This window comes from Dyadobacter sp. HNCC25DJ186 (assembly GCF_056895235.1).
Window position 1 is genome coordinate 13,774 of sequence record NZ_JBXHAS010000014.1, and the last position, 16,967, is coordinate 30,740.

Genomic DNA, 16,967 nt, shown 5'->3' on the forward strand with positions numbered 1-16,967 from the left:
AAATGTAGTTAAAATAGGTCTGCAACAAGGCAATCAACGTTTCACACATCTTTAAAAAGTCCTATGAGTAAGCATAAATTGAAAAAATGGCTTCGTTCACCGTGTCATCGCGTTTCAGAACGCCTCATTAAATTATTTAAAGCCTGTGGCATTTGAGGCAAACTATGACTAACCGGGTAGTCCACGAGCCGCCTGCCTGCTTCTATTGTATCAAAAGTGAAGAGATCATTGAACATTTCCTTGTTCATTGGCAGGTGCAGGATATAGGGGCAAAAGTTTTGGAGTATTGGAGAATGCAGAAATTTAACTCAACCAATTACTCACCTTTTTTAGGAGAATTATTAGATCATGAGCCGAATTATTGAATATTTTGCGGTAGCCAGCAAAAAGAAAACTCCCGCAAATAATTGATTTGCAGGAGTTTAGCGAGTTTTAATACTCATTTTTGGTGATCCCGTTGTGATTCGAACACAAGACCTACTACTTAGAAGGCAGTTGCTCTATTATTTTTAGTCGATTAACGCCAAAGAACTATACTATTAACCACTTGGATTTCAGTGGTATTTAAAATTTATTAGCGCCCTGTTGATTAACATTATACTTACATTGTATACATTTACATTGTTAGTTTCATTGTTAGTACATTGTTAGTCTCAGATGAAGAAACCTTCTATCTCCATTTACTTCGATAAACGTAATATGCCAGCTGATTCGTATCAGGTGAAGTGGTCGGTATATTTCGATTCAAAGCAGAAACTATACGCCTCTGGTAAAATTGTCACTGAAAAGGAGGTCACCTTCTTAAAGCAAAATAAACCCGGTTTGTCCGGCCGTGTAAAAGATGATTACCTCCGCGAACTATGGCATAAGATTTACGGCGACGGATACACTGATGAGGTCACAGGTAAAGATATACTGAGTGTATTAACTATCGGCAGAAATGCTGCAAAACAAATTGAGGATTATTTCTCGTTTGAAATATTTGCCAGGATAATTGCAGGTGACTTCAAACCTGAGACGAAAGTAACTGTTGATGCGGACCTCATCAAGGCTCTTGAAAATAAAGCCACTGAACTCATTGCCGAAGGCGACATGAGTAACGGAAACCTTTTTAATTCGGCAGCAATGAGCTTGCGGCGCTATACTATGTATGCGAAACTAGCCAAGTCCCCCGAAACTGCTAAGCTACCAATTCAAGTTGTCACCGCTAAATTCCTCCGGCTATACGAAAAGTGGATGTTAGTAAAAGGCAAGGCGCCGCAAAGGAAGGACGGCGAAGAGAAGCCGGCGAGCATAACGACCGTTGCAATATACATCGCCCGGATCCGGAAGATATTTAATGATGCAAAAAGAGCAAAGATTATTAAGGATGAAGATTATCCCTTCGGAGACCAAGGATATAAAATTCCGGAAGTCTTGAATAAGAAAAAGGCCCTCTCGGACGACGTGCTTTTAAAGATATTCAGTTACCAATGCAAATTGGGTAGCTCGAGGGATAAATGGAAAGATATGTGGCTATTTATCTACCTAGGTAATGGATTAAATACCGTAGACCTTTGTAAAATAAAGCATAAGGATGTTCACTACAAAAACGGAGAGATTACGTTCTTCCGTGACAAGACCATGGAAACAAAAAGAGAAGGAATGTCTAAAATTTCGATTTCCATCTTGCCTGAGCTTTTACACATTATAGAAAAATGGAAAACTGATGACAAGGATCCTGAATCATTCCTCTTTCCTTTCCTCCCCAAAAACGTCACTCCTCAGCAGGAGAAACCGCTCGTTAACCAAGTCACAAAAAACATTAATCTCCACATGAACAAAATCGCCAAGGAGCTTGGCATTGAAGGTAAGATTAATACCTATGAAGCGCGGCACAGTTTTGCTACTTCCCTACTCCGTTCAGAAGCCCCTTTGACGTTCATTTCCCGATCTTTGGGCCACGGAAGTTTGAAGACTACTCAAAAATATCTTGGCTCATTTGAGGATATTTCAACAAAACGATTTGTAAAAGATCTTGTGCCTAAGCAGATAGCTACCGACCTGGCTAACTTAAACTATTTAAAACACAAAGCGGAACAATGCTTGGAGAAGTTCCCTGATATTCTAAGTGGAAGAATGGCGCCTCAAATTGATGAATCTAAAATTGCAGATGACGCTTCTTTGTCAGATTGGATAAAGCATTTTTGCAAATGGGAAAATACCGCTGAGGGTAGTAACTTTTGGTTTGACGTTTGGCTTCTTTATAAGGAACACGGTCAAGACGTTTCCCTATATTCGCTAACAGAAGCTTTAAAACAATTAACACTTAGATGAAAATTGTGATATTCTTTGACATGTTTACAGGAGAATCCCTTTAAGTTATGCTTTCCAACTACACAGTACCTAAAAATATTATATGAAGAAACTTTCCCATAGGCAAAGAATATTTTTATTAAAAAAAAGTAGAGAGATAACAGAAAGGAAAAAAGCTAGGAAGTACAAAATATACACTCCGGGACCAAAAACGGGATATTATAGTAGAAAAAGCTCGAAAAGATCATTAGTAAAAAGGGACGCTCCACCAATATTTAATTTGCAATATGAGAATTGCGAAGCAGTTATTGAATTTATTAGTGAATTAAAATCAATTGGAAGACGAGGAAAGGATATCAAAATTATACTTGACAATGTGTCGGATTTTGGTGAGGGTGCGATAGCAATGCTTCTTTCAGTCATTAAAGAACTTGGTAAAATGGGTGTAAAGATTGAAGGAACAATGCCCATAAGCAGCGAAGCTCGGTCAACATTAGAAAAATCCGGATTCTTTAGTCACATCGCAATAAATAGATCTTTAAAAAATGTTTCGTTCAAAAATTCCATATTGACAACTGGCGACAATCGAACTCCACACTCCAAAATCGCCAAGGAAGTTCGGAAAGCTGTTGAAACCATATGGAACACCCCATCTAGATGCCCACTCCTATATGGTGGCATCATTGAGATGGTAAGAAATTCATGTGATCACGCTTTTTCAAACAGCCGTGAAATAACATGGCATCTAAGTTTGAGCCACTTTGAAGAGCAAAATTTAGTTAAATTTTCGTTTGTAGATAACGGGCATGGAATTTTAAAAACTTTTTCAAAAGGTATCTTGAAAACAGTTATGTCATTTTTTGACGATAAACCAGATTTAATTAATACAGCATTCCTTGACGGAATTGAATCTCGGACAGGTTTAAGTTGGAGAGGAAAAGGACTGCCTACCGTTTACGAAATGTATTCAGAGAATCTTATTAAAAATTTAATTGTTATCACGAACAATGTATATATTGACTTTGCCAAAAATATTAAAGTAACTTTGCCGGTCAATTACACTGGCACCTATTATTATTGGGAAATGGATACTAATTGTGCAAAATTTTATTTTGATTGATATGGAAACTATAAATATAGCCAAGGATTTTACAAAAAATCCAGGCGCTAGAAATTATTCAGATGGGCCTAAGTCGGGTCAAGAGTTTTACGAAACAGTTCTGCTTAAAAGATTTGAAAATGCACAGAAAAGTGGTGAAAAATTAACTGTTATTTTAGATGGTACAGAAGGTTATCCTAGTTCATTTTTGAACGAGGCATTCAGACTTTTGAGTACTCAATATAACCCTTCAATTGTTTGGGACACTTTGATTATTGTCTCCAATGAAGTTCCTAAGTACATAAAAAAGGTTAAGGAGGCTATTTATGAAAAAAAATAGCCCATTTTTTTCATGGTCTAGTCTAATTATATTTCTAGTAGGAGCTCTTACATCCTATTTGTTAGTACAGATTGAGTATTTCGAGATTGAACGAAAGATTAATGTTCCTGAATTTATTGTAAGTGTTGCAACGGCTGCGATTGCGATCTACATTGCTCAAACAATTCAAAAGAATTTAACAAAAAATCAGAATCAGTATACCTACCTCGGGTCGAAACTTGATGTTTTATGGAGCTCGTTTAATACGTTCTCCCAAAGCTTGGATTACACCGATCAGATTCCTTTGAGCACAGTAACGGCGTTTGCGAAGGACTCAGATTCTTCGTTGAGTTTTTTGAAAAACGTTTTTAATGCATATGAATTTCCTTCGGACAGCATTCTGGAGCTTGAAACTAAAATTGATACTTTTGTTGGCTTTTTAGAGAGCCTACCGATTCAAAATAACGTTATTTCGCTTTTAAATCAAAAACCAGCAGTTGACACATACACTTCAGAAATTGATTTGTGTTTTTCGAATTTACTCAAAATTGTTCATGACATTTAATGGTGCCGCACTTTCGTAAATAATGATTAAATCTACAAGACAAGAATTATTCGAAAAGACTTTCAGAGAGGTAGCACTTATAATCCTATCCAAAGATCTATCGCATGAAAAATATCAGGAGTTTTTAGCCTCTACGGGGATTTCCGAGCTAAACAGCGAGGAGCTTGCAAGATTAAATTCGATAAGGGATATAATGTACGATGTGGTACAGAAAATTGTCTCTAATGATACTCCACAAAATCAGAGCCACATCCATTACCAGATTGACCGGATCAGGCCATTGGATAAATAACAATTACTTTTCCTTTACAAGTAATAATCAATTCCGAAGCCAAGATTCTCCCCTGGAACATTTCAATTAAATAAATACATTTTTGTAAGTAAAGTTGAAGGTTTGATTGGCAAAAGCCTAAGTGATATCAAAAGTTATAGAGGGTCAGAAGTAGTTTTAGATTCTTTATTTAACCACCTTATCCAGTTAAAAGAAATTTGCATGAAGTAAAATACAAGTGTTTCAATATCAAATGATCACAAAACCCCTATCAAATGAAACAAGCATTACCCTTCTTATTATTTGCAATCGTATTCCTATCGTGTAAGAAGAAAGAGTCAGAACCAGGTCCTGATTTTGGATCTCAAGTGGCAGGAGAATATAGAGCCACATTGGTCGAAATCCTAGGTTTTAAAACTAAAATGCCTGCGGCAGATACTATTGACCGCCTAAGCATCAAGAGAATTAGTAAAACTAAAGTTAGTTATAATATTGAGTTGGATTACAGCGGTATATTTACAAGATCGTACGGTGAAGCGGATCTTGCTCTTGATGGCGGCATATTCCTCCACCCAACTTCCTCAACTGGTTTTTTCGCAGTAGTAAATGGTGATAGTATAGAAATTTACTACAACAGTGGACGATATTGGGGATTTGAAGATATCAAAATTACAGGAGTAAGGAAGTAATCTGCCTAATCCATCCTTAATCTTTTAAACTATTAATAACAATGTGGTTACCGAAGTGGAATGCTCCGAAAGATGGTAGCTGGTTTTTGGCAATTAAAAAAGATTCAAAAAGTAAACATGCTCCTTTCGAATTTGTATCCTGGAATGGAGAACGATTCGGTTCGCATGACACATCGAATGAAGTTGATTTTGATGCTTGGATGCCATTACCTAAACCTCCAAGTATCTGAATAAACAAAGACGAATCATCTAAATTTACAATTACCCCAATGCGATAAAACCTGTCCAGTACAAGATCGAAAAAACATACAGATACCGATCAACAATATACGTATTTTTAGATGTAAGACTTTCATTTACAATGACTTTGAATGCATTAAAACTAACGATTAGCCCTTAGATATTTTGTTAAAAATCTGTCTATGAGTATTTTAGCTAAAACTAAAATTGAAATTAATCTTTGAATTTAGAAACAAATGTTTCTTATTTGTGTTGTAAGAGCATAGCAAATTACGCATAGCTTAGTTAGCAATGAAGCTAACGTTTAAAACGAACCACAGATGAAAGCTGAACCTCAAAAGAAAAAAGCAATAGCTACTGCTTTTGAGAAGACTGTAATTGACAGGTCAATCGAAAAGAAAAAAGCAGTTAACGCCTACTTTAAAGGCATAATAACTATCGAGGAGTTACATGCCAGTGGAATTAAATTTGCCAGTACAATATAATTATACCCGAAATCCATATAGCGGAGTTTATTCATTCACAACAGACAATGCAGTTTTTGTTTCTGCATATTTTATCCCGGACTTAGATTTGCTCCCTACTGAAATTATTTTCAGGGGCGGCGTTTATACTTTTGGGATAAATGCCGCCCCTTCAAATGTTCGATATGACCACCGTATAAGAATTACCATTACAAATCTGGTTAAAGATCATTTCGAGAAAAATCCCGAAAGTGTTTTGACTTATTCATGTTCTGACGACGATCAAAAACACAGGTGTCGAAATAGAAAGTTTAATGGGTGGTACTTATTATCTGAGAATGATGATATCATTAAGCTGGATAAAGAATTAACTACCGATAATAGAATTATTTACTCCTCAATTTTATTGAGACAGGGAAACAAAGACTTCGAAGCAATTCAAGAATCTTACTATTCAGGAATAGTAGAACCAGCATATAAATTACCCGACTAACAATAACCTGAGTAGCAAAAAAGCTAGACCGGTTATTGACATGATACTATAATGATATCAATATGATATTTATCAATCAAAATAAACTGAATTAGCTATCCACACTCCACTCCCCGCATGAGTCTTCTCTCCAACGCCTGATCCCCCAACAACATCAGTCTGCCAAACTTTCAATCCAACGGCTGGACTCGAAATTGCTAAACGCTGAGCTCTTGTCATTCTTGGCAATAAAAACCCCTGGGTCGTTGATGTTATTTGAAGGGCGGCACTAGGATCAAGTCCTCCGCCTCCAATTAACGTATTGTACAAATAAGTGGTGTTTCCGATAGCGCACGTAAAACCACTGGCGTAAACGCGAGAATATGTGTAAATTTCACCTTGTACAGATAATTGAGCACTACCAATACTGGATGTTCTCCCTATTGAGACATTACCTGACGCTCTATATATGTCACTTCCAGAAACACTCCAATTACTTCCTCCCCCGCCAGATCCTAAATTTGGATTACTGTTTAAATTGTAAGTCGTACCATTGAATGTAATTGTCCGGTCGTCGCGCATTGGCGTGTATCCCAGTGCGCCTGTTACCATACCGGAATTGATTCCAGAAATATATCCATAACTTGCGTGGTTCCCCCAGCTATAAGCTGTTTGTCCGTTGTTTATACGAGAATCATCTCCTCTGGCAACTTGGAGGGAACTTGTGCCGAAATCAATTGAAAACGATCTATCTAAATTCAATGCCCCCCCACCTAGTAAACCAGTTCCCGCACTTAAATTTCTAGTAATAGGCACATAGCCAGATAATGAAGATGATGTAATATAGCCATAACTAGCATGATTACCCCATCCGAAAGCGGTCTGTCCATTATTAATCCTTGAATCGTCCCCTCTGGCAGACTGGGTACTGGACGTCCCAAAATCGACTGACAAAGTTCTGTTAACCGAAAGATCACCTCCGCCCAATAACCCTGTTGACGTGCTTATTGATCTGCCTAACGGAACAAAATTAGCAGTTACCCATGATTGAGTAGCAACATTTACTCCATTCCATGTAAAAGCCCCGCTTCCAGAAAATTGCAACGTGCTCCATCCCGAACCATTCCAAACCCTTAAATTTGCTATTGTTAATGTTGCTCCATTACCACCTACCGGACCATAGTGATGATAGATATTTGTTCCGTCAAAAGTGTTATGAAAAGTACTCCCCGGCAAAGACAGGTTATTATTAGTAAAATTATGAGCTGCTGTTATTGTATTTGGTGTTGCAATGCTTACGTACCCTGCAAGTGAAGCAGTGGTTGCATATCCATAAGTAGCGTGATTACCCCAACCATAAGCGGATTGTCCGTTATTAATACGACTGTCGTCGCCTCTTGGGGCTTGTGAGGAACTTGTGCCAAAATCAATTGCCCACGTAGTTGAAGCAGAACCATTGTAATTACTCCCTGTTAACCCAATTCCTCGCGACAGTGTTTGGTGTGTATGAGAACCAACGGAATAACGAGCATCCCCAAATGCAGTATCAAATGACAATGTGACATTTGCTGACAATGGACCCCCTCCCGTAAGACCGGTTCCAGCAGAAACAGTTCTTGTCTGAGGCACGAAATTAGCCGTCACCCATGGCTGCAAAGCGACTATATCACCCTGCCATGTAAAGCCTCCTGAACCAGATAGCGTCAGTGTTCTCCATGCACCTGATCCATTCCAAACACGTAGGTTGGCAATGCTTATCACCGATCCATTCCCATCGGAAGGCGCGTAATTTGCATATACATTTGACCCGTCATAGGTATTGTGTCCATGATTTCCAGGTAGTTTGATGATGCCTGTGAAATTGTGATCAGCTGTGATATTGTCAGCGACTGATTTTCTAACATACCCCGAAAGAGAAGAAGAAAGTGCGTAGCCAGCAAGAGCGTGGTTTCCCCAGCTATAAGCAGTTTGTCCGTTGTTTATACGAGAATCATCTCCTCTGGCAACTTGCGAGGATGTCGTGCCGAAATCAATTGAAAATGTTTTTAATAAAGTGCCATTATAAGAGCCTCCCAGAATTCCGGTACCAGCAGTTAAAGTTGCAATACTGGAAAGATAGTTCTGAGATATAACCCAAGGTTGAGTGGCAATATTATTACCATCCCATGTTATTTGCCCGCCCCCTCCAAATGCTAGTGACTTCCATCCTCCTGAACCATTCCAAACACGCAAATTTGCAGCACTAATTGTGGTCCCATTCCCATAAGTAGGGGCGTAGTTCACAAAAACATTTGACCCATCATAGGTATTGTGCCCATAATTAGATGGTAAAAATATCTCCCCTGTAAAATTATGCGATGCTGTTATAGTATCGGCAACCGATTTTCTGACATACCCCGAAAGTGACGTAATATTATTACTTATCTGACCCTGTAATTTACCGAACGCAGAAAGAAGTGTATCACCAGCACTAATCGGCGAGTTGGCCCCTAAAACATACCCCGTTAAAAGGTTGGAATAAAAATTTTCATCAAATAGATCATCAAACTCAGAATGCAGCACGTAATCATCCGGCTCAAACAGGTTCCACTTTTCAATCTGAGCCTCAGTGATATCTTTAACCCATTGTGGAACGGTTGGATCTTCTTCCTCAAAGTCAATAATCGGAAGTTCTGCGTCCGCGTCAGTTAGGGTAAAAGTTGATTCTGATGTTCCTACTTGGGTAGCACCGAGGTAAAAAGTAGCGGTTACCTGATATTCTCCAACATCATCAATTAAAACCTCCTCATCGGCGTCGTTATATAGAATTCTTAAATCATCGTCACCTGGGAATCCAATAATATAAGCCTCGTCATCTGCCCCTAATTCCGTTACAGGTACGGAAGAATTATAAATAGTCACAGCTCCCGTAAAGAAACCGTGCAGTATTTCACCGTCTTTTCTTAGCTGAACAATAACTTTGTCAAAAAGCTCGCCATTATAACCGCGGGCTGATGAACTCCATCTAAGTGGATATTTTGGAAGTATATAACTGCGGCCAGCTTTCGGCATGTTCGCGTCAATTACTGACACGTCTCCTGAGTCTGCATCAAACGTAACAAACCTTAATCCAGAATAATCATCCGGCCCAAGTGGAATACGAAAAGCCACATCCGCCTGAATAATTGCAGTAATTTCCCCGGCCGGCCCGCCATCTTTGAAAATACCAACGACACGAAGTGATGAAGGCGCCCGGTGTAATCTTCCGATCTGCGTTGAATTCTTGGAGCCGAAAATTAGGATATCTTCCGGAGAATCCCCCTCTGCAACGGTTATGTACTGAGGTGTGTTAGTATAAGTCTCAATATCGACTTCAACCAGCGCGCCGGATGTTTTATCATACACCTTCCATTCTGCGTAGTTAAATACAGCATCAGGAACCGGTATTTTAAAACCATACGCATCGGGGATGTCGTACTCTGCATTGTTTATCGGAAGGTCATCAACTACAACATAATTCGTTTTGTTTTCAGGAAAGGCAATTAGTTGAACGCCGGCAACAGGCTCAACCTCTTCCTTATTAATCTGAAAACTCAAAAGGCGCTGATAAACCTGAGCCTCGTCGTTAAATACATCAACAAGAAGTTCGTATTGACCAGGCCCGTAAGTCGTAACAACTTCGCCAAACAAATCATATTCTGCATCCTCGATTGACGCAGTCAAAACTTCTTCTTTCGTTAATACCTCAACGCCGTCTTTGTAAAAAGTGAAATTTACTTTATCATGCAGCAGTCCGGCAATTATTATTTTAGGATCAAAGCTTACAGGTTTAACAAACTGGCTGGATCCATCAGGATCAATAACACCAAGTAATCGGTCCTCAGTAGTATCCCATAATTCACCCGATAAAACGGAAAGATACTCGTCGTCGTAAAGCGTAAATGGTATTATATCCTCTGTAACAAGGCGGGTGCCGCGCAGCGAACGGAGAATGTATTTGTATTGCCCGACCTCTGTAATAATCCCTGATGTATCCGGAAACAGCAGGTATGTACCAAGATTTGTTTCTGTGACAGAAATAGTCTTGGTTTCATTTACTGCATCCCCGGAAGGCCCGCCGCCGACAAGTGATCTTTCGACCTTATCGTGAAATCCGGTAACAACAGATTCAATATCAATCTTACCAGGATTTTCAAATGAACCAGGGATAACACCAAGCACGCCCGGGCCATCTACACCACGATCAAGAAGTGTATGTTTAAGTACGGTTTTCTTGATGCAGGCTAGCGTTATCTCCTCAACGTGTATTCTGCCTATGGCATCTGTCATTTCAAGTGTCAGATACCGAGTTTCGATTTTAACCGGTTTACCTGTTACCGAAACTTCACCAAAAACCACAGACTGGTCAGAAACCCATTCAGGTTTCCCCATGATCCGGTAGCTTAGATTCTCATAAACCAGCTCCGGCATGTAATCCATGATCACAAACCCATCTGTCGTCTGTTTTCCTACTTCAAAGAATAGGGTAGGCAATGGCGGATCGAATACCGGTGGCCATGTTTCAATGAATTCTTCGTTTTCCTCAACCAGGATAGGAACTCTGAATTCAAATTCTGTTTCAGATTCTGGATCAAAAGCCTTTACAACTAAAAAGAAATCTCCAATCTTAGGAGCTAGTGCGGTGGCTGTAATTTCCAGCTTGTCAAACACAACTTCACTCACCCATGTAGGCTTGTCAACCAAAGTAAGTTCCAGCGTCTCAGGATCGAACACATCCTCTTCCTCCTGGTCCTCATTTTGCTCAATGAAGTGCTCCGATAAAAAATCTGCCAGATTTACAGTTTCTTCACTTTCTTCTGCCGCTACGTATGTAAGAGGCTCTATACCGTCAAAAACAGCACCCATCCGAGCCCTTTGTTCGAGGTCGGCAGTTATTTCATCATTTGTAAGCGGCAAATATTCAGCACTAATTCTACCGTTAGTACTATCAGATTTTGTTGGGTAATACCCGTCTCCTTGACCTGGAATTAAATTGAGCGTTCCTTCTCCTGGAATATATGAGTCTTGCCGTAAATCATTTGCTGGAATCTCTTCATATCTAACCTCAACAGCTGTTATTTTGGCAATTCTTGTAATGTCATTGTAAGAATAACGCGTGATTTTCATCCGCATGTTACTCTTATCAGACAAAACAAGCGTATGAAGATAGCTTATTTCGGGACTATCTCGCTTAATAAGAATTTCACCCTCAATAACAATAAGCGGGCGACTTGTCAAGCAAAGTCTATCCTGCATCATTGCCCGGTAAATACTAAGACTTTCGCTTAGTGCAGTCCTGCGCCTCCAAGATCTTGTATTTTCGGCTGATCCGGGCCGCGTTAACGATCCGGTATACCATGGATTATAATCTCCTGTTATTAAATTAATCGTTTCGGCCTCTTCTTCTGTCGGCGCACCGCGTTCCAGTGTTGTAGCGTACCTGCTTGCCTCAGCAGTGGCAACAAAACCTTCGAGCGTACCTTTTAAATTATATACCTTGTACCAATCTCCTGATTTATCTTCATCCGTAGCTATTTTATAGAACCGGACATAAATACTATCATAGCGAGGTAGTGCCTCATTGATAAACTGAGACGTTACAATATTATTTCTTGAAACAGGAATCGTTACTTCGTACGTACCCTTTTTAGTGTTATTGCGAACATTTATAACATTCCAGTTAACCCCGGTAGACTCCTGAGTACCTCCTGTATTTGGCACTCGGGAAATAACTAAATCACCATTTTCAACGACAACCCCATTGACACCTCCGACCTTTCTAACTTGACCGGCAGGAACTCCTGTTACTACGTAAGTCCAGTTTGCAGTCGTTCCGCTTGGATAGTTTGGATTACCAGAAGCATCCAAGCTGCCTACATAAATAAGGCCTTCCCGATCAACAGGAGGCACGCGGATTAAATGGAATTCCTCTTGGGTTTCAGAGTCGCCCACGCCGAAATTTAACCATCGAGTAGGGACGTCAGACTTCCAAGAACTTTCCAGTCTTATCGAAATTAAAACATCACTGGAATTTGGAGCCGTTTCATAATCAAATGAGATCGTTACGTTTTTATCTCCCTTGGATATGCGGCCCACTGAGCTTTCAATCCATTGCGCCGGTTCGAGATCATCCCACTTATTTTTTAGATTGGCTCCAACCATCCCAGTTAGAATCGGGACGGCAATTTGCCAAAACTTCTTTTTTCTTTTCTTGCGGTATGGTTCAGGGGATTTTCCATTGATTTTTAAAATGGAAGCCGTTACCCCTTCTCCGCCGAGATAATATCTTTCCCATCCCGGATTACCGTTAGGCATTTGCGTGAAGTCCCACCCAACCAGACCGGCCGATGTCCAAAGAAACATATTCCCATTTTCGAAAAATGGATTTTGAGTTCCAAGGTCAACTTCTGTACGGTATTTGGTAATTGGAGCTAAAACCCGTTCCTGTCCACCGTCTTTTGTAAACGCCTCAGTATCATTTATGACGTACGTCCCAGGCCATGCACCTGATGAGGTAGGAGACCCGCCACCAAAAGGGTATTCAAGAAAATCCGTTTCAAATCCGGTAGCATGGTCAACAATGGCTCTGACAACCCATCTGTTATTCCACTGAGTTAGCTCTGCATTAAACTTATTGAGTATGTCTGAGATTATTTCATCACAATGTATAGGCTCCCCATTCTCATTGTAATACCGAGCAATATTTATTTCAAAGGATTCAAGTCCCTGAACGTTCGGCCCGGAAAAACTATTCTCCTTCATGTGTGTTGATACACGAAGAGGAAGCTCACTGCCAATAATAGCCAAACACTCTTGAATAAGCGTTAACCCTGTTTTCTTGAAAGTATTCGACGGATTAGAATATTTCTTCCTCGAAAGGTGAGCGAGGCCGCAGCTTGCCGTAAGACTTACGATATGCGGAGGTTTAGAATATGCGTGAGCCGCATCCCAAGGCTCAACCCATCCACTCCACTCAACTTCTCCGGTTGCATCAACAACAATTTCCAGGAAAAATGTTTTTCTATCGAAAACAAATTCCGTCAGATCGTATCGCTCTTTAAAATACAACCCAAGTCTTTTTTGAGATGGGATGATAGTTGTTTCGAAAAGAGAATCTGATGAACCTTGATTATTTTCGACATTGGCATGCGTAACAAACCATTCTATTGTCGGCCCGGCATAATCGATTTTTGAAAACCGGATTTCTTTAACCTGGCCATCATCTGACTTGTATCTCGCAAAATATTTTAATCCGTATGCCATTATACTATGCCGAGGGCTTTATTGCGTTGCTCTACTCTTTTAAATTGGATGTACATATCTTCCCCTCGAAGTTTCATTTCAGGAATGAATACATTCCCGCCGCCGACACCCATGGTTTCTTTTGCTATTTTCTTGAATGAGTCATGAACTTTGGAATATGGAGCTACGAGCTCAGGGTTGTTTGCTGCACCTGGATATTCGCCGACAATTGCGTTGGTTGTTCCGTAAATAGCACCGCCATTTGCAAGTCTAGTTCTTGAAAGGTTACTAGCTGATTTAGATACGCTGTTATTTAAAGTTTGACCGATCGCAACAAGGGCAATACCAGCTGGAATGGCAAGAGCTGGAACTGACATAATTTTTTTAAGCGCAGACCCTCCAATGCCGGCAACAATCAACGCCTTACCCATTTCTTTGAGCATATTACCAAGAGCACCCAGCAACCTTTGACTAAAAGTCTCAACTCCGCCAACGCCGGTAGCTAAATCACCCAGCATCTCACCAAAGCCAGTTGCCACATTTACCCCTGTTTCTTTGAAAGCTCCTTGAAGTTCACTGTTAAGTTTCGCAGTAGCTGATATAGAGTCTTCGTATTTGTTTCTTAAATTATCAAGTGAGGAGTTCATTTGATCCCCAATCGCCTCCTTAGTCCCGGGAGCCGGGGCGCCTCCTATATTAGCAATACCCGATATTTCTCCTGCGCGGCCCTTTAATGCGTCAGTGGATTTTTTGCCAGCCAAAGAAGATTGAAAATTACCAGAGCCTTCACCTAGTAAATTCGACAATATGCCGGCACTATTCCCGGATCCGCTGATTGCTTTGATATTAGCGGCGATATCCCTTATGTCTTCGAGATCTTTCTTTTCGTCAGAAAGGATTTTTTGATATTCCTTTTTGCTGGATGTATCAAAAGCACTCTTTAAAGATTTTCCAGCTGCATCTGCCGCAGGAGGAATTGCATTTAATTCCTCAACAATAGAACTTCTTTGCTTTCTTCGATCCGAAATACTGTCAATACCTTCCGCGGTTTGTAATTCTTTTCGGCTTCTCTGTATCTCTGCTTGCAAATCAGTGATTTGCTTCCGCATAACCTCTTTTTCATTCTCAGAAAGAGGGCGCCTTACAGCAACTCCATTTGATGAAGTTTCATAAGTAATACCTTCGCCAAGCTGCCTGGATATGCCCGCAATTCTGCTTCTACTAGACCCGATAGATGATAATGCCGCCTCCTTTTGAGTGCGTTGCATTATCTCCAATAACTTCCGTTGTTCAGCTATGAACGTGCGGACCTTGTTAATATTTACATCAACCGCATTTCCATATTTGTCAAAGGATGAGGCAGCGCCAGGAACAGCCTTAGCGATGTCCTCTGTAACTTTTTTTAGTTCACGCTGTTCATTACCACTAAGCTTAGCCTTTGCGGTTAGCTCTTCGTAGCGAGCCATCAGCGGACCTAGCTTGTCTTTAAAACTAGCAACCTTGTCAAGCTGATCCGCAGTTTCGGCAGTCTGATTGTTAAGAAGTGGCAAAAGGGCAATTAATCCTGATATCGCGGTCGCCGTTGCCACAATAGCAACAACTGGCCAAGATACGCCAGCAAACCCAACTGACAACAAAGGCCATAGTTTAATCAATGTGCCGACCGCAACGGTTAACGGCGGAATAACCACAGCCATACCACCAAAAAGAAGAATCGCTTTTTGCGCTTCCGGATTTAAAGTCCTGAAATTTGTAGAAAGATTATCTAAGAGCTGACCAATTGCAGTTATTTTACTGGATGTATTAAAAGCTTTTTCAATACCCTCTCCAATTGTTCCGGAGAAAAAAGTAAAACTGTCTGCAACCTGTTCCATTGCGACACCTGCTCCGCCTGCAACTTTTGGTATTTTTTCAAGTCCAGAAACAAAGCCTTCAATGAACTTGTCAATTCCGATCTTATTAAGCTTCTCAGTATCAAGCGTGCCAAACTGCTTTTGGATAACATCCAAAGCCTGTGGGATACGAGCCGAAAGCTGGCGTAAATCAACCTGGTTAATATTTTGGGTAGCCTTGAATTGTTTAAGGTTAAGTAGTGCCGGTTCAAGATCAGCAGCGTTACCACCGGATGCGGCAATTGCATTGGCGAATGATTTAATTGCTCGCTCGGCCAACCCAGCTTCTATTTTAGTAGCTCTTAGCCCTATAAGTGTTTTAGCCCCATCAAATACACCAATATTTGGCTCCTTAGCCAGTCTTCGAACATCGTCAAGGGTTGACCCATACAGAGCCAACCCTTTTTCCATTCGCTGAATATCCGCGTAATCTTTGTAAGCTTTCCCAGCCGCAAATAGTGCGGGCAATGTGCCCACCAGTGCCATTTTCTTGCCTAGATTAACAAACTCATCCCCTAAACGGGTTAGTCCGCCCCTGAACACTTTTTGTTCAGCATCCGCCTTTTTATAGGCCTGGACAACATTGGAGTTTATTTCCTTGGTAAAAAGTGAAAATCTTTGGCGCGCATTATCAAGACTTTTTATAAGCCCTGTTTCATCCCCGCCAAGTCTTATATTCGCACCGGCTACATTAGTCATTTTCTGATATTCATTTTTGCCTCCATTTCGGCTTTGTAGTCTGCATCAATTTCCTGTTCGCGAGGCGTATCACTCGGTACGTCAGAGGATTCTTCGAGCCACTGATCAATAGGTTTTGGAGTATGCCCAGCCGCCGAGCATCCGCTGGCATATACTACCCATGCTTGGAATTTTGCTATATCCCAAAGGCTCTCCATATTTTTATGGTAGCCTTCGCGCATTAGATTGAACTCATAGGGAGTAAGGTCGTTAAGCTCAGAAGGCTGTATGCCCATAGCGCCGGCATCTTTCCACCATTGCCTCCAATCAATCGGCTTTTCTAAGCTTTCTGTGTTTCTGCTTGATTCAGCATTTCGGTCGCCCTCTGTACCCATAGATCGAAACGCTGATTGGTAAACCCCAAAGCATTTTGGTAGGCCAACGGGATCAATTGCAATCCATTCTCATCTTTGCAGTTTTCATACAGATTGAGAAATTCTTCTTCATCATTCCACTGTCGTAATTTTGGATCAATCCCGTTTTGTATCAGAAATGGAATCACCTCAAAGTCAGGCATGGTTGTACCAATTATATTGAATCCCGGATGAGACTCTTCAATACGGCGGCGGGCCAATATTCCAAAATTGACCTGGTAAACAGTCTCACCAAGTTTAAGTGAAACCGAAGTTTCTGAAAATCCTTTATCATTCATGAGTATTCGAT

The 16,967-nt window shown here is 40.6% G+C and carries 14 protein-coding genes; 10 read left to right on the forward strand and 4 right to left on the reverse strand.

All coding sequences use genetic code 11. The annotated features are described in order from the left end of the window. The first annotated feature begins 164 nt into the window (after positions 1-164). From AC1XUO_RS26680 to AC1XUO_RS26725, 10 genes are all read left to right on the forward strand, one after another. The gene (locus tag AC1XUO_RS26680) at positions 165-365 is read left to right on the forward strand and encodes a hypothetical protein (RefSeq protein ID WP_483332896.1); all 201 of its coding nucleotides are present in this window, start codon (positions 165-167) and stop codon (positions 363-365) included. A gap of 292 nt (positions 366-657) precedes the next feature. After that, entirely contained in the window at positions 658-2,316 is a 1,659-nt protein-coding gene (locus tag AC1XUO_RS26685) for a tyrosine-type recombinase/integrase (RefSeq protein WP_483332897.1), read from the forward strand. 82 nt (positions 2,317-2,398) lie between these two features. Beyond that, entirely contained in the window at positions 2,399-3,415 is a 1,017-nt protein-coding gene (locus AC1XUO_RS26690; protein WP_483332898.1) for an STAS domain-containing protein, read from the forward strand. A 1-nt stretch (position 3,416) separates the two neighbouring features. Beyond that, positions 3,417-3,734 (forward strand): STAS-like domain-containing protein, encoded by a 318-nt coding sequence (locus tag AC1XUO_RS26695; RefSeq protein WP_483332899.1) that lies wholly within the window; start codon positions 3,417-3,419, stop codon positions 3,732-3,734. Then, positions 3,721-4,278, forward strand: coding sequence for a hypothetical protein (locus AC1XUO_RS26700; RefSeq protein WP_483332900.1), 558 nt, complete (start codon positions 3,721-3,723; stop codon positions 4,276-4,278). Before AC1XUO_RS26695 ends, AC1XUO_RS26700 begins: the two co-directional genes overlap by 14 nt. 22 nt (positions 4,279-4,300) lie before the next feature. Beyond that, the gene (locus AC1XUO_RS26705; protein WP_483332901.1) at positions 4,301-4,570 is read left to right on the forward strand and encodes a hypothetical protein; all 270 of its coding nucleotides are present in this window, start codon (positions 4,301-4,303) and stop codon (positions 4,568-4,570) included. Between the two features lie 254 nt (positions 4,571-4,824). Next, positions 4,825-5,238: a hypothetical protein gene (locus tag AC1XUO_RS26710; protein ID WP_483332902.1), complete on the forward strand. Its 414-nt coding sequence runs from the start codon at positions 4,825-4,827 to the stop codon at positions 5,236-5,238. Between the two features lie 41 nt (positions 5,239-5,279). Beyond that, complete coding sequence (locus tag AC1XUO_RS26715) at positions 5,280-5,468, forward strand: hypothetical protein (RefSeq protein ID WP_483332903.1); 189 nt, start codon at positions 5,280-5,282, stop codon at positions 5,466-5,468. Positions 5,469-5,798: 330 nt separating this feature from the next. Continuing rightward, on the forward strand, positions 5,799-5,963 hold the full coding sequence (locus AC1XUO_RS26720; RefSeq protein WP_483332904.1) for a hypothetical protein: 165 nt from the start codon (positions 5,799-5,801) through the stop codon (positions 5,961-5,963). Then, positions 5,929-6,435 carry a DUF6169 family protein gene (locus tag AC1XUO_RS26725; protein ID WP_483332905.1) on the forward strand — a complete coding sequence of 169 codons (507 nt, stop codon included), beginning with the start codon at positions 5,929-5,931 and terminating at the stop codon, positions 6,433-6,435. Before AC1XUO_RS26720 ends, AC1XUO_RS26725 begins: the two co-directional genes overlap by 35 nt. A gap of 72 nt (positions 6,436-6,507) precedes the next feature. Here the strand turns inward: AC1XUO_RS26725 and AC1XUO_RS26730 are convergent, their stop codons facing one another. From AC1XUO_RS26730 to AC1XUO_RS26745, 4 genes are read right to left on the reverse strand one after another with little or no spacing between them, the layout of a single operon-like run. Next, on the reverse strand, positions 6,508-13,695 hold the full coding sequence (locus AC1XUO_RS26730; protein WP_483332906.1) for an autotransporter outer membrane beta-barrel domain-containing protein: 7,188 nt from the start codon (positions 13,693-13,695) through the stop codon (positions 6,508-6,510). Continuing rightward, entirely contained in the window at positions 13,695-16,265 is a 2,571-nt protein-coding gene (locus AC1XUO_RS26735) for a tape measure protein (protein ID WP_483332907.1), read from the reverse strand. Before AC1XUO_RS26735 ends, AC1XUO_RS26730 begins: the two co-directional genes overlap by 1 nt. Continuing rightward, the gene (locus AC1XUO_RS26740) at positions 16,262-16,639 is read right to left on the reverse strand and encodes a hypothetical protein (protein ID WP_483332908.1); all 378 of its coding nucleotides are present in this window, start codon (positions 16,637-16,639) and stop codon (positions 16,262-16,264) included. Before AC1XUO_RS26740 ends, AC1XUO_RS26735 begins: the two co-directional genes overlap by 4 nt. Next, positions 16,585-16,956, reverse strand: a complete 372-nt coding sequence (locus AC1XUO_RS26745; RefSeq protein ID WP_483332909.1) for a hypothetical protein — start codon at positions 16,954-16,956, stop codon at positions 16,585-16,587. The genes AC1XUO_RS26740 and AC1XUO_RS26745 overlap by 55 nt, the downstream gene beginning before the upstream one ends. Positions 16,957-16,967 lie beyond the last annotated feature (11 nt).